The sequence below is a fragment of the Pseudocitrobacter sp. 2023LY-00077 genome (assembly GCF_055796175.1).
The window spans coordinates 21,520-34,119 of record NZ_JBSPEI010000012.1 but is presented as its reverse complement, the minus strand read 5'-3'; the positions used below and the strand labels follow the sequence as shown (position 1 = coordinate 34,119).

Genomic DNA, 12,600 nt, shown 5'->3' with positions numbered 1-12,600 from the left:
TTCAGGGCCCCGATGTTTATCGGGGCCCTTTTTGTTTCTTAACCGCCTGCCAGTTTTACTTTCAGCCCTTTAGCTTCGAGTAATGTTTTTAGCAGGTCGCGTTTATCGCCCTGAATTTCAATCACGCCATCTTTCACTGAGCCGCCGCAGCCACATTTCTTTTTCAGCTCTGCGGCCAGTTTAGCCAGCGACTCGTCATCCTGATCGATGCCGGTAATCAGGCACACGCCTTTTCCTTTCCGCCCGCTGGTCTGGCGCTGAATACGCACAATGCCATCACCTTTTGGGCGTTCCACAACGGCCTTGGGTTCGTCGATACGACCGCTGTCGGTGGAGTACACCAGACGGCTATTGGAGTCGCTCATTACGCCTCCTTTTGCAGCGAGGCGTTAATGGTGCGCAGCGTCAACGCCGGGTCCGCGGATTGCGTAACCGGGCGGCCAATCACCATGTAGTCTACGCCCGCTGCCTGCGCTTGTTCAGGCGTCATGATACGGCGCTGGTCACCCGCTTCACTACCTACAGGGCGAATACCCGGCGTCACCAGTTTAAATGCCTGCCCCAGCTCCTGCTTGAAGCGCACCGCTTCCTGTGCCGAGCACACCACGCCATCGAGGCCGCAATCACGGGTCAGTTTAGCCAGTTTGGCGGCATAATCCGCAGGTGACAACGTCACGCCGAGATCCAGCAGGTCGCTGGATTCCATACTGGTCAGCACGGTGACCGCAATCAGCAGCGGTGCATCTTTCCCGAAAGGCAGTAACGCTTCGCGCGCCGCCGTCATCATGCGCGCCCCACCCGATGCATGCACGTTCACCATCCAGACGCCCAGCTCTGCCGCTGCCGCAACGGCATGGGCGGTGGTATTCGGGATATCGTGGAATTTCAGGTCCAGGAAGATATCAAAGCCACGCTGCTGTAAATCACGCACGAACTGCGGGCCAAACAGCGTGAACATCTCTTTTCCGACTTTCAGACGGCAGTCGCGCGGGTCGATAAGATCGACAAAAGCGAGCGCTTTATCGCGGTTATCGTAATCGAGAGCAACAACGACGGGAGAGGATGTGACAATACGGGAAGAAGATGAAGCAGTAGACGTCATGACCAGACCTTCTTGTTGATGGGCGCCCGGCTATTCAGGCGCAGAAAAGGTAAACGGCGAGCATTCTACCTGCGAGTGGGGCAAATTGACAGGCGCGATTCGTCCTGCTGAGCCTCACGCGCTCGATGCTGAATTTGCGGGGGGTAAAAAACCGAAGAGTATGTTGTAACTAAAGTGAACGTTTTTTTAAATATTACTGCCCGTCGAGGCCGCGAATCGGCTTAACGGTGGACCATGCACGGCAGGATGGGCAATGCCAGTAAAGCGTATAGGCGGTAAAACCGCATTTCTGACAGCGGTAGCGCGGTTTGCTGCGGATTTGCTCGCCAACCATGTCTCGCAGCACCATCAGGCTCTCTTTCGCGCGCCCTTCTTCTGCTTCATTGAGGTGATAATCCATCAGTTTATGGAAGACGCGCATCGTTGGATGACGCTGCAACTGGCGCGTCACATAGGTTTGCGCGACGTCGCCGCCTTCACGCTGGTCGAGTACCTGCGCCAGCATCAGTTCTGCCGCAGCACCGGTATTTTCCTCTACGCAGCGTTGCAGGAAAGATTCCCACTCATCGGTTTTACCCATCTGCTGATAGCAGGTTTGCAGCATTTCCAGCGTTTCGCTGACCAGTTCTTTATCCTGATCGATGACGCGCAGCAGGCTTTCACGCGCTTTGGCGTAATCGCCCTTCGCCATCCAGACGCGGCCCATCATGATAGAGACGCGCGCACTGGACGGATCGGCAGACGCGCCCTTCTTCAGCAGCGTCATCGCTTTGTCCATATCATCATTGCCCATCTGTTGCAGGGCCAGTTCGCACCAGAAATGGGCGATTTCGCCGCGATGCTTCTCTTTACCGAGTTTCACCAGGCGTTCGGCAACGTCGATAGCCTTTTGCCAGTCGCTGGTCAGTTGTGCGATTTGCAGCAGCTGTTGCAGCGCGCTGATACGGAAATCCGTTTCATCCACCAGTTGGCTGAACATGTCTTCTGCGCGGTCATAGAGCCCGGCTGCCATGTAGTCGCGCCCCAGCTGTTGCACCGCCAGCAGACGCTGATCGTAGGTCAGCGAGGCGCTTTCCATTAACGTTTGGTGAATACGGATGGCGCGGTCAACCTCGCCGCGTGAACGGAACAGGTTGCCCAGCGTAAGGTGGGCTTCAACGGTGCCGGTATCCTCTTTTAACATGTCGAGGAACAGGTCAACCGCTTTGTCTTGCTGATTACTTAAGAGAAAGTTAACCCCTGCCACATAATCACGTGACAAACGGCTTGCTTCGTCCTGTTTGGACTGTTGTGCACTTCTGCGCCCCATATACCAACCATAGGCTGCCGCAACGGGTAAGAGCAGAAACAACAACTCCAGCATAAATCGTTATTCCTTCGTTACTGGCACGGTCGGGTTTACGGACGGCACACTCTCAGGCGCAATCTGATTTTCCAGACGTTTAATTTTACGCTCCGCACGCAGCAGAGAAACACGCACGCGCAGCCAGAACAGGCCACAGACCAGCCAGCCAATCGCAAAACCTACGGCAAACAATACCGCCAGTAATGTTGAAATTCTGAACTCGCCCTGCGCCAGTAAGTAGTTAAAGGTCACGAGCTGATCGTTCTGTGCGCCCAGCGTCACTGAAATGACAAAGACCGCTAACACCAATAAGAAAATGAGAAAATATTTCACACGACTTCCCGTTATGTGGTTTCAGCTGATAAATCCCGTTCGATCTATCGCATCAAGCCTTATAAAGTATCATTTTCGCCGCGCAGACGAAATGGAAAAGCACACGGCCAGTTCAGGATTTGAGGGTTAAAAGGGGGAAAATCAACCCTTGCTCAATTTTCCTGCTCGCGTTTCCTGATTTCCTGCGCTTCTTCACCAGGCGGTGACAACGGGCCGCATATTTTTTGTGCAAGCCAGGTCGCCACGGTAACCAGCAGCCAGGACATCAACGTTGCCGCCACTAAATCGCGTGGCCAGTGCATCCCCAAAAGCAGGCGACTACCCATAACCGCCGTTGCCCATACCAGCAAAATCGCGATGGTGAACGTGCGTCGACGCGGCCACAGCAGACCGACCGCCAACAGCGCCCAACTGGCCGCAAACATGGTATGCCCTGACGGAAACGCAAACCCGGTCTCTTTTTGCCAGTGTTTACGCAAGAACGAAGGGATATCCTGTTGTTGTGCAAGCTGTTCTTTAACCAGCGCGCCGCGATCCTTACGCTTTAAAGTGTAGAACTCATCAACGGGAATATGGTGCGTTTTTTCCAGCCAGATAACAAAAGGCCGTGGTTCCTGCGCCACACTTTTCACCCACGATTTCGCCCCCTGCCCGATCATTATGGCCCCGGCAAGAATCGCAAAGAGCATGATTGCCGGGCGCAGACGAAAGCGTAAACACCATAAAAACCAGCCAAATAGCACCACGTGGGTAATGATTCCCCACGGCTGGGTGACCGTTTCCGTGACCCAATACAGCGCTTTCAGCCACACTTCTGAATGGCCTGGCTGCCAGGTCCAGCCGGAGATCCAGACGGCGAGCGGCATCGCTAACAATGCGGCGGCCCCCACGGCGGTTCGTCTGGCAATTGTTAGCATAACGGCTCCTTTGTCTCTGAATCCTCAATAATAACCGAATAATAACATAACGGCGAAACTGGCAAAATTGTGCGCTTTAACAGCAGTCACTTGCGCACCATTAGGTGAACCAAAGCACGTTGTGGCAAAATACAAAAAACAGAAAGCGCTACTGGCGCTGACATAATCTGGAGAATCACATGCAGCTTAAACGTGTGGCAGAAGCCAAACTGCCAACCCCCTGGGGCGATTTCCTGATGGTGGGCTTTGAAGAACTGGCAACCGGGCAGGATCACGTCGCCCTGGTTTTTGGTGACATTTCCGGGCAAACACCGGTACTGGCACGCGTTCACTCCGAATGTCTGACGGGCGATGCGCTCTTTAGCCTGCGCTGTGATTGCGGTTTCCAGCTTGAAGCGGCCCTGACGCACATCGCGGAAGAAGGTCGTGGCATTCTGCTTTATCATCGTCAGGAAGGTCGTAACATCGGCCTGTTGAATAAAATTCGCGCCTATGCGCTGCAGGATCAGGGCTACGACACCGTTGAAGCCAACCACCAGCTCGGCTTTGCCGCCGATGAGCGCGACTTCACGCTGTGTGCGGATATGTTCAAGCTGCTGGGCGTAGACGAAGTGCGCCTGCTGACCAACAACCCGAAAAAGGTTGAGATCCTGACCGAAGCGGGTATCAACATCGTTGAACGCGTCCCGCTCATCGTTGGGCGCAACCCGAAAAACGCTTACTATCTCGATACCAAGGCGGCTAAGATGGGCCACCTGTTGAAAGAAGAGTAAACATGAAGCCCGCCAGCGAACCTGGCGGGCTTTTTTACAGCGAAATATTTTCCTGCGTTTCCCCGTCAAAAATGTGGCATTTGTCCATCTCAAAACGGAACCACACCTGCTGCTGTAACCCGTTGTCGATAATCGGTTTCGCCGCATCGGAGGCGATCCGCGCCGTCAGTTCGAAATCACCGACCTGTAAATAAAGAAAATATTCGTGCCCCATATTTTCAATACGGATTAACTTCCCTCGCCCGCAGCTCGCGCCAAAGGGTGCAGTGGCGACATCGACATACTCCGGTCGAATACCGAAATGCACTTCTTTATCAACGTAGTGCGCCACTTTATCCTGCTGGCTGGCGTTCAGCGCCAGTAAATCCTCGCCGACGGTGATATGCAGGCCGTCATCACGACGCACAATTTTTGCCGGTTTAATGTTCATTTCCGGCGCGCCAATAAAGCCCGCGACAAACATGTTTTTCGGTTTGTGGTACAGGTTATCCGGCGTATCCACCTGCATGATGTGGCCGAGCTTCATCACGCAGATGCGGTCGCCCATGGTCATCGCTTCGGTCTGATCATGGGTGACGTAAACGGTGGTTGCCGGTTTGCCCGATTTTTTAAGCTGCTTATGCAAGTCCGAAATACGAATCCGCATCGATGCGCGCAGCTTGGCATCCAGGTTTGAGAGCGGCTCATCGAATAAGAACACGTCCGGCTTTTTAACAATCGCGCGTCCTACCGCCACACGCTGCGCCTGACCACCGGAGAGCTGACGTGGTAAGCGATCCAGCAGATCTTCCAGCTCCAGCAGTTTGGCAGCGTCTTCAACCTGTTGATTAATTTGTTCTTTCGGCAGTTTGCTCAGTTTCAAACCAAACGCCAGATTTTCCCGCACGGTCATGTGCGGATAGAGCGCGTAGTTCTGGAACACCATCGCAATGCCGCGCGCTTTCGGCGGCAGGTTGTTCACCACTTTTTCGCCGATACGGATTTCACCGCCGCTGATGGTTTCCAGCCCAGCGAGCATACGCAGGGTCGTGGATTTCGCACAGCCGGAAGGGCCAACAATCACCATGAATTCGCCATCGGCAATGTTCAGGTCGATACCATGTACCGCTTTGAAGCCGTTGGAGTACACCTTTTCCAGTTTATTAAAAATCACTTCAGCCATGATATTCCCTCTTAGCCTTTAATTCCGCTGCTGGATACGCCCTGGACGAAGTAACGCTGCGCCAGGAAGAACACAATGATAGATGGCAGAATGGAGATGCTCGCCATTGCCAGAATTTCGTTCCACGGCGCCCCTTCCGTGACGTCGATAGACATTTTCAGCGCCAGGGCAATCGGATATTTATCCACGCTGTAGACGTAAATCAGCGGACCGATAAAGTCGTTCATCGACCACATAAACTGGAACAGCGCGACCGAGATAATCGCCGTTTTCAGAATGGGCACCAGCACATACCACGGCACTTGCCAGGAGTTACAGCCGTCGATTTGCGCGGCCTCTTCCATATCGCGCGGCACGCCGCGCAGGAACTGCACCAGCATAAAGACGAAGAACCCCTGCGTGGCGAACGCCGTTGGCAGGTAAAGCGGCAGATAGCTGTTCAGCATGCCCATTTCGCGGAACATCAGATATTGCGGGATCAGCAACACGGTGCTCGGCAGCAGCATGGTGGCGATGAGCGTGGCAAACCAGAATTTCTTCCATGGGATCTCAAAGCGGGCAAAACCGTAAGCCACAATGGTGGATGAGATAATGGTCAGAATCACTTTCGGGATCACATATTTAAAGGTGTTAATCATGTAATGACCGAAGTGATACTCCGTGCCCGTTTTCCAGCCGTTGATAAACCCATCCCAGGTGGCGTGTGTCGGCCAGAGATTCAGGGTAGTGAAAATTTCACTGTTTGGTTTGAACGCGGCAGAAAACATCCATGCCAGTGGGTACAGCATCAGCAGGCCGACCAACAGTAAAATCACATAGCGAATATTACGGCTGATTTTTTCGCGACGCAGCGTGCGGGCCACTTCATTCGCGGCTTCCTTTGCGGTTGTCGTCATGACATGTTGATCACTCATTTTTACCTCCCTTGTCTGCTGAGTAGAAGACCCAATATTTCGATGACTTAAAGGCCAGCAACGCGAAGATGGCCACAACCAGGAACAGCACCCATGCCAGCGCGGCACCGTATCCCATGTCGAAATACTTGAAGGCAGTATCGTAGATGTAGAGCGAGAACAAATAGGTGTAGTAGGTTGGGCCACCGCCGGTGATAACAAACGGCGCGGTAAATTCCTGGAATGCGCCGCTGGTTTGCATAATGAAGTTGAAGAAAATGACCGGCGTAATCAGTGGCACAGTAATTTTCAGGAACATTTGCCACTTGGTGGCGCCATCGATCATCGCCGCTTCGTACTGCGACTGCGGCACGTTTTGCAGTGCGGCAAGGAAGATAACCATTGAAGAACCAAACTGCCAAACGCTGAGCAGCGTTACTGAAAACAGCGCCAGCGGGGGTTCACCAAGCCAGTTGATAGGATCAAGGCCGAATACGCCAGTAAAGCTGTTCAACAGACCATCGATAGCAAATAGTGCGCGCCACAGGACCGCGATGGCGACAGAACTGCCGAGAATGGAGGGAATGTAGTATGCCGTGCGGAAAAAACCGATACCGCGCAGTTTGAAATTCAGCACGAACGCGATGAACAATGAAAACATCAGCTTCAGCGGAATGGTGACAAAGACATACACAAACGTGACCGCAAGGGATTTCCAGAACAGCGGGTCTTCCGACACCATGTAACGGTAGTTTTCAATACCGTTGAACTCAGGCGGACTCATCAAATCATATTGGGTAAAACTCAACAGAAAGGAAGAGACAAAGGGAAAGGCGGTAAACACTAACAATCCAATAATATAGGGTGAGATCCATGCTAACCCCAACCACTTATTTTCATTCATAACAGCCTCGAGACAAATAAATAATGCCGTATCATCCCGTAAAATCCCTACCAACATCGCGATCGCTATCACACTCAAAATAATTCAAGAATTACAAGCTGTGATCGTCATCAAAGCCTTGCCACCACTGACATCACACATAATTACAGTGAATGAATTAAATCAAAAACCTCCTTTAACGCATCAATACAAAATACATGCTAATAAAACTAATAAATAGACATATTATTTTATTACAAAAGCTAATAATATTAGCAATATATGAAAAAAAGCCCGACCACTTTCGTGTATCGGGCTGATGAGCGGGCAGGATCAATCCAGCATATTACGTATCACATAATGCAGGATGCCGTCGTTCTGGTAGTAAGTCAGCTCAGTCTGAGTGTCGATACGGCAACGGCAGGCTAGCGTCTCTGTGGTACCATCGGCGCGCGTTACGGTAACCGGGATCGTGGCACCCGGTTTAAGCTGCTGTAAATCAGGAATATCCAGCTGCTCTTCCCCGGTCAACGCCAGCGACTGACGCGATTCACCCTGCGGGAATTCCAGCGGCAGAATCCCCATACCAATCAGGTTGGAGCGGTGAATACGCTCAAAGGATTCCGCAATCACCACGCGCACGCCCAGCAGACGTGGCCCCTTCGCCGCCCAATCACGGCTGGAGCCAGAGCCATACTCTTTCCCGGCGATCACCGCCAGCGGCGTGCCCTGCTTCTGATACGCCATCGCCGCGTCGTAAATCGACATCACTTCTGAACCCGGCAACAGGCGCGTCATGCCCCCTTCCACACCCGGCACCATTTCGTTGCGGATACGAATGTTGGCAAAGGTACCGCGCATCATCACTTCGTGGTTACCGCGACGAGAACCATAGGAGTTGAAGTCGCGACGTTCCACCCCGCGCGCCTGCAGGAAGCGGCCCGCCGGGCTGTCCGGTTTAATGCTGCCGGCCGGTGAAATATGGTCGGTGGTGACGGAATCACCCAGCATCGCCAGAATACGCGCACCATGGATATCCTCTACCGGCTTCGGCTGGGCTTCCATATCGTCAAAGAACGGTGACAGGCGGATATAGGTAGAGTCATCCTGCCAGTTGTAGGTATCCGATTCCGTGACGGTAATGGCTTTCCATTCCGGTGTGCCTTCGAAGACTTCCGCATACTCTTTGCGGAACATCTCGGTGGAAACCTGCTGCACGGCTTTGGCGATCTCCTGGCTGCTCGGCCAGATATCTTTCAGGTAAACCGGGTCGCCTTTTTGATCGTGACCGAGCGGGTCGCTTGCCAGGTTGACGTTCATGTTTCCGGCCAGCGCATAGGCAACCACCAGCGGCGGTGAGGCCAGCCAGTTGGTTTTCACCAGCGGATGGATACGCCCTTCGAAGTTACGGTTACCGGAAAGCACGGCCCCAACGGTCAGGTCGCCCTTCTTAATCGCCGTTTCGATGGGCTCTGGCAGTGGACCGGAGTTACCGATACAGGTGGTACAGCCATAGCCCACGAGATTAAAGCCAAGTTTATCCAGGTATGGCGTGAGACGTGCGTGGGCGAGATAATCAGAAACCACCTTCGACCCCGGCGCCAGCGAGGCTTTCACCCACGGTTTCGGCTTCAGGCCCAGCTCAGCGGCTTTTTTCGCCAGCAGGCCCGCTGCCATCAGAACGCTCGGGTTGGACGTATTGGTACAGGAGGTAATGGCGGCAATCACCACCGCGCCGTCCGGTAGCGGTACGGTTTCACCTTTAAGCGTGTATTCTACCGGCTGCTTATCTTTCTGCGCGGTGTTCACTTCCAGCTCTGTCGCGGCAGCAAAGGCTTTAGGCACATCGCCCAGCGCAACGCGATCCTGCGGGCGTTTCGGCCCGGCGAGGCTCGCTTCCACCGTGCCCATATCCAGCTCGAGGCTGCTGGTGAAAATCGGTTCATCACCGGTGTTGCGCCACATCCCCTGTGCTTTAGCATAGGCTTCAACCAGTGCGACCTGCTCATCGCTGCGCCCGCTCAGGCGCATATAATCGAGCGTAACGCCATCAATCGGGAAGAAGCCGCAGGTTGCGCCATATTCCGGCGACATGTTAGCGATGGTTGCACGGTCCGCCAGCGGCAGAGAGTCCAGACCGTCGCCATAGAATTCAACAAATTTTCCCACCACGCCGTGTTTACGCAGCATTTGGGTGACGGTCAACACCAGGTCGGTAGCAGTAATCCCTTCGCTGAGTTTGCCGGTTAACTTGAAGCCCACTACATCCGGAATCAACATTGAAACCGGTTGACCGAGCATCGCGGCCTCTGCCTCGATTCCCCCGACGCCCCAGCCCAGCACGCCCAGACCATTAATCATCGTGGTGTGCGAATCGGTGCCGACCAGCGTGTCCGGATAAGCAATCCATTCATCGTTTTGCAACTCGCTCCAGACCGCTTTACCAAGATACTCAAGGTTAACCTGGTGGCAAATCCCGGTACCCGGCGGCACGACGCTGAACCGGCTGAACGCCTGCTGGCCCCAACGCAGGAACACATAGCGTTCATGGTTGCGCTCCATCTCCAGGCGCACGTTTTCCGCGAAGGCATCATCATCGCCGAAGTGATCCACGGTAACCGAGTGGTCAATCACCAGGTCAACCGGCGAAAGCGGGTTAACCTTCGCGGTGTCGCCACCCAGACGCTTCACCGCTTCTCGCATGGCGGCTAAATCCACCACCGCGGGTACGCCGGTGAAATCCTGCATCAAGACCCTCGCCGGGCGGTAGGCTATCTCCCGATCGACATGGGCAGTTTTCACCCACCCGGCCAGGGCTTTGATATCTTCTTCAGTAACAGAATCCCCATCCTGCCAGCGCAGTAGGTTTTCCAGCAGGACTTTGAGTGATTTGGGTAGACGGGAAATGTCACCCAGTGTGTTGGCTGCCAGCGGTAAGCTGTAGTAGTGATAGGTTTTATCTTGCGTGTGCAGCGCGTCCTTACTGGCTTCTCGTAGTGTTGACGACATAGCTCCTCCTTTATGTGTAACGGGACTTGCAATCCCCCTGACACTCCTCAGGGTACGCATTAAAGATAACACAAAGATGTCGTAACGTTTTGATAACAACTCTAATTGATAAAATTGTTGAGACTATTCCGTGAAATTAAAACGCCCGGCGCAGAGGCCAGGCGTTAGAAGGAAGGAAGACGGCGATTATTGCGCAGCGGATTTACCGGCACAGCAGCCAGATAATTTGCCCCCAAAACAGGAGTGAAGCCGACAGCGCGCCCATCCATGACCAGTATTTCAAATTGTGATGCGTATTCATTTTGCTTACACCTTTTTATGCATGAGTGCATTCAGCCGACATGGTGTCGACAGACCGTTGCTGTGGTGTATTTAAAAGCCAGTGCGAATGCGGAAGGTATGTTGGGCGAGCCACCCTGCTATTATTTTTTTTTGCGCTCACCAGGATTAAACGACTCAATAAATTCACGTTGTTCGGGGGTCAATTCCCATGATTCAGGAATTTTGACCTTGTCCTGTTTCTCCGGCTGCGGCTTGGGCTGTGCTGGCCGGGGACGACTGGAGATGAACATCATCAGCCCCAGTACTTCCAGACAAGCAGTGCAACAACCACCCAAAACAGCGCAGACCCCAGAAACACCGACGCCCAGGCTTTACGCTTCACGTGCGGATCGCGCTGTGGACCTTTGGTTCCTGACGGCATCGACAACCTCTTACAATCGATATTACTTATCATTTTGGCACCAAACAATCGGTACGATTAATCATCACTGAGACAAATCCTAAATAAAATCTAGTCAAAAATCCAGTGCTTTCGCCAGCTAAACGGACGCATTTATTTAATCTTTTGACCAAAAATAAATAATTGAACTGCAAAATTTGCCTTAAGGGGAATTCGTTTCTACTTTTGTGCGCTCACTGGCAATACATTAGCCAAATTAATGAAAAATATAAGGGCATATCGAGAGCAAGATGATTTAGAGGATGAGAATGAGGAGAGGTATTATTACGATTCAGGCGGTATCTCCCGATAGGAGATACCGTTTGGAAATTCAGGGGATTACTTCTCTGGCAATTTAATATCTTTGAACATCGCTTCGATATCTTCATTAGAGCGCAGCGCTACCGCGGTATCAACAACGTCGCGCGTTAAATGCGGCGCAAAGCGTTGAATAAAATCATACATATAGCTGCGCAGGAAAGTACTGCGGCGGAAGCCGATTTTAGTGGTGCTGTGGCTGAAAATACCGTCAGCATCCAGTTTGACCAGATCAGGATCGGAAACCGGATCAACCGCCATGCTGGCAATGACCCCAACCCCCAACCCCAGGCGGACGTAAGTTTTGATAACGTCGGCATCGGTGGCGGTGAAAACAATACGCGGCGTCAGCCCGGCGCGGTTAAACGCGGTATCGAGCTCTGAACGTCCGGTAAAACCAAAGGTATAAGTGACCAGTGGATACTGGGCCAGTTCTTCGATTGTTACCGACGTTTTCGACGCCAGCGGATGCTCCGGCGTCACCACAATGGAACGGTTCCAGTGGTAACACGGCAGCATAACCAGATCGTCATACAGGTGCAGCGCTTCGGTGGCGATGGCAAAATCCGCATTCCCCTTCGAAACAGCTTCGGCAATCTGCGTTGGCGAGCCCTGATGCATGTGCAGAGAAACGCGCGGATAACGCTCGATAAAGCCCTTAATCACGCCGGGAAGCGCGTAGCGCGCCTGGGTATGCGTTGTGGCGACGTACAGCGAGCCTTTGTCCGGCCAGGTGTGTTCACCCGCCACAGATTTGATGGCATCCACTTTCGAAAGTACTTCACGGGCAATGCGAATAATTTCCTGCCCGGCTGGCGTGACCTGCGTCAGGTGCTTACCACTGCGCGCAAAAATCTGGATACCCAGCTCATCTTCCAGCATTCTGACCTGCTTACTGATGCCCGGCTGGGAGGTATATAACCCTTCAGCGGTGGAGGAGACGTTGAGGTTATGGTTAACAACTTCAACGATATAGCGGAGCTGCTGTAGTTTCATGGCGCGGTATCCGGTTGCGTAGTGATACGCTATTAATACGATTTAATAATAAAAAAAGTGTTTGCTATAACCACTATATCATTTATAGCAAGTGTGTATAGATGGGAACAAAAAATAATAACGCGGTTATAAAAAAGGGCCGATGATC

General features: G+C 52.9%; 14 protein-coding genes. 1 reads left to right on the top strand and 13 read right to left on the bottom strand.

Annotated elements, in window-relative coordinates; translation table 11 throughout:
* Nucleotides 1–38: 38 nt before the first annotated feature.
* The 5 genes from yciH to pgpB form a co-directional block, all read right to left on the bottom strand.
* Nucleotides 39–365 (bottom strand): stress response translation initiation inhibitor YciH, encoded by a 327-nt coding sequence (yciH, locus tag ACWWFX_RS16200; protein ID WP_276224248.1) that lies wholly within the window; start codon nucleotides 363–365, stop codon nucleotides 39–41.
* Nucleotides 365–1,102, bottom strand: coding sequence for an orotidine-5'-phosphate decarboxylase (gene pyrF, locus ACWWFX_RS16195; RefSeq protein WP_473224256.1), 738 nt, complete (start codon nucleotides 1,100–1,102; stop codon nucleotides 365–367). Before pyrF ends, yciH begins: the two co-directional genes overlap by 1 nt.
* A gap of 193 nt (nucleotides 1,103–1,295) precedes the next feature.
* On the bottom strand, nucleotides 1,296–2,465 hold the full coding sequence (gene lapB, locus ACWWFX_RS16190; RefSeq protein ID WP_456145445.1) for a lipopolysaccharide assembly protein LapB: 1,170 nt from the start codon (nucleotides 2,463–2,465) through the stop codon (nucleotides 1,296–1,298).
* 6 nt (nucleotides 2,466–2,471) lie between these two features.
* Nucleotides 2,472–2,780 (bottom strand): LapA family protein, encoded by a 309-nt coding sequence (locus tag ACWWFX_RS16185; RefSeq protein ID WP_015964638.1) that lies wholly within the window; start codon nucleotides 2,778–2,780, stop codon nucleotides 2,472–2,474.
* 152 nt (nucleotides 2,781–2,932) lie between these two features.
* The gene (gene pgpB / locus ACWWFX_RS16180; protein ID WP_276224254.1) at nucleotides 2,933–3,697 is read right to left on the bottom strand and encodes a phosphatidylglycerophosphatase B; all 765 of its coding nucleotides are present in this window, start codon (nucleotides 3,695–3,697) and stop codon (nucleotides 2,933–2,935) included.
* Between the two features lie 179 nt (nucleotides 3,698–3,876).
* Between pgpB and ribA the strand changes: the two genes are divergently transcribed.
* Entirely contained in the window at nucleotides 3,877–4,470 is a 594-nt protein-coding gene (gene ribA / locus ACWWFX_RS16175; RefSeq protein WP_015964640.1) for a GTP cyclohydrolase II, read from the top strand.
* A gap of 34 nt (nucleotides 4,471–4,504) precedes the next feature.
* On the opposite strand, the gene ACWWFX_RS16170 is transcribed toward ribA, so the two are convergent.
* From ACWWFX_RS16170 to cysB, 8 genes are all read right to left on the bottom strand, one after another.
* A complete protein-coding gene (locus ACWWFX_RS16170) occupies nucleotides 4,505–5,632 on the bottom strand; it encodes an ABC transporter ATP-binding protein (protein WP_473224255.1) in 1,128 nt (375 codons plus the stop codon).
* Nucleotides 5,633–5,643: 11 nt separating this feature from the next.
* A complete protein-coding gene (locus ACWWFX_RS16165) occupies nucleotides 5,644–6,546 on the bottom strand; it encodes a carbohydrate ABC transporter permease (RefSeq protein ID WP_473224254.1) in 903 nt (300 codons plus the stop codon).
* The gene (locus tag ACWWFX_RS16160) at nucleotides 6,539–7,429 is read right to left on the bottom strand and encodes a carbohydrate ABC transporter permease (protein ID WP_149464607.1); all 891 of its coding nucleotides are present in this window, start codon (nucleotides 7,427–7,429) and stop codon (nucleotides 6,539–6,541) included. Before ACWWFX_RS16160 ends, ACWWFX_RS16165 begins: the two co-directional genes overlap by 8 nt.
* Nucleotides 7,430–7,741: 312 nt before the next feature.
* Nucleotides 7,742–10,417, bottom strand: coding sequence for an aconitate hydratase AcnA (gene acnA / locus ACWWFX_RS16155; RefSeq protein WP_473224253.1), 2,676 nt, complete (start codon nucleotides 10,415–10,417; stop codon nucleotides 7,742–7,744).
* Between the two features lie 202 nt (nucleotides 10,418–10,619).
* Nucleotides 10,620–10,718 (bottom strand): small membrane protein YmiC, encoded by a 99-nt coding sequence (gene ymiC / locus ACWWFX_RS16150; RefSeq protein WP_229837649.1) that lies wholly within the window; start codon nucleotides 10,716–10,718, stop codon nucleotides 10,620–10,622.
* A 121-nt stretch (nucleotides 10,719–10,839) separates the two neighbouring features.
* A complete protein-coding gene (locus tag ACWWFX_RS16145; protein ID WP_015964646.1) occupies nucleotides 10,840–10,992 on the bottom strand; it encodes a hypothetical protein in 153 nt (50 codons plus the stop codon).
* Nucleotides 10,992–11,153: a YmiA family putative membrane protein gene (locus ACWWFX_RS16140; RefSeq protein WP_083867130.1), complete on the bottom strand. Its 162-nt coding sequence runs from the start codon at nucleotides 11,151–11,153 to the stop codon at nucleotides 10,992–10,994. The genes ACWWFX_RS16145 and ACWWFX_RS16140 overlap by 1 nt, the downstream gene beginning before the upstream one ends.
* A gap of 324 nt (nucleotides 11,154–11,477) precedes the next feature.
* Entirely contained in the window at nucleotides 11,478–12,452 is a 975-nt protein-coding gene (cysB, locus tag ACWWFX_RS16135; RefSeq protein ID WP_015964648.1) for an HTH-type transcriptional regulator CysB, read from the bottom strand.
* Nucleotides 12,453–12,600: the final 148 nt, after the last annotated feature.

Coding starts and splice junctions, on each gene's coding strand:
- yciH (WP_276224248.1), bottom strand. CDS start 365: ATGAGCGACTCCAATAGCCGTCTGGTGTACTCCACCGACAGCGGTCGT.
- pyrF (WP_473224256.1), bottom strand. CDS start 1,102: ATGACGTCTACTGCTTCATCTTCTTCCCGTATTGTCACATCCTCTCCC.
- lapB (WP_456145445.1), bottom strand. CDS start 2,465: ATGCTGGAGTTGTTGTTTCTGCTCTTACCCGTTGCGGCAGCCTATGGT.
- pgpB (WP_276224254.1), bottom strand. CDS start 3,697: ATGCTAACAATTGCCAGACGAACCGCCGTGGGGGCCGCCGCATTGTTA.
- ribA (WP_015964640.1), top strand. CDS start 3,877: ATGCAGCTTAAACGTGTGGCAGAAGCCAAACTGCCAACCCCCTGGGGC.
- ACWWFX_RS16170 (WP_473224255.1), bottom strand. CDS start 5,632: ATGGCTGAAGTGATTTTTAATAAACTGGAAAAGGTGTACTCCAACGGC.
- ACWWFX_RS16165 (WP_473224254.1), bottom strand. CDS start 6,546: ATGAGTGATCAACATGTCATGACGACAACCGCAAAGGAAGCCGCGAAT.
- ACWWFX_RS16160 (WP_149464607.1), bottom strand. CDS start 7,429: ATGAATGAAAATAAGTGGTTGGGGTTAGCATGGATCTCACCCTATATT.
- acnA (WP_473224253.1), bottom strand. CDS start 10,417: ATGTCGTCAACACTACGAGAAGCCAGTAAGGACGCGCTGCACACGCAA.
- ymiC (WP_229837649.1), bottom strand. CDS start 10,718: ATGAATACGCATCACAATTTGAAATACTGGTCATGGATGGGCGCGCTG.
- ACWWFX_RS16145 (WP_015964646.1), bottom strand. CDS start 10,992: ATGATGTTCATCTCCAGTCGTCCCCGGCCAGCACAGCCCAAGCCGCAG.
- ACWWFX_RS16140 (WP_083867130.1), bottom strand. CDS start 11,153: ATGATAAGTAATATCGATTGTAAGAGGTTGTCGATGCCGTCAGGAACC.
- cysB (WP_015964648.1), bottom strand. CDS start 12,452: ATGAAACTACAGCAGCTCCGCTATATCGTTGAAGTTGTTAACCATAAC.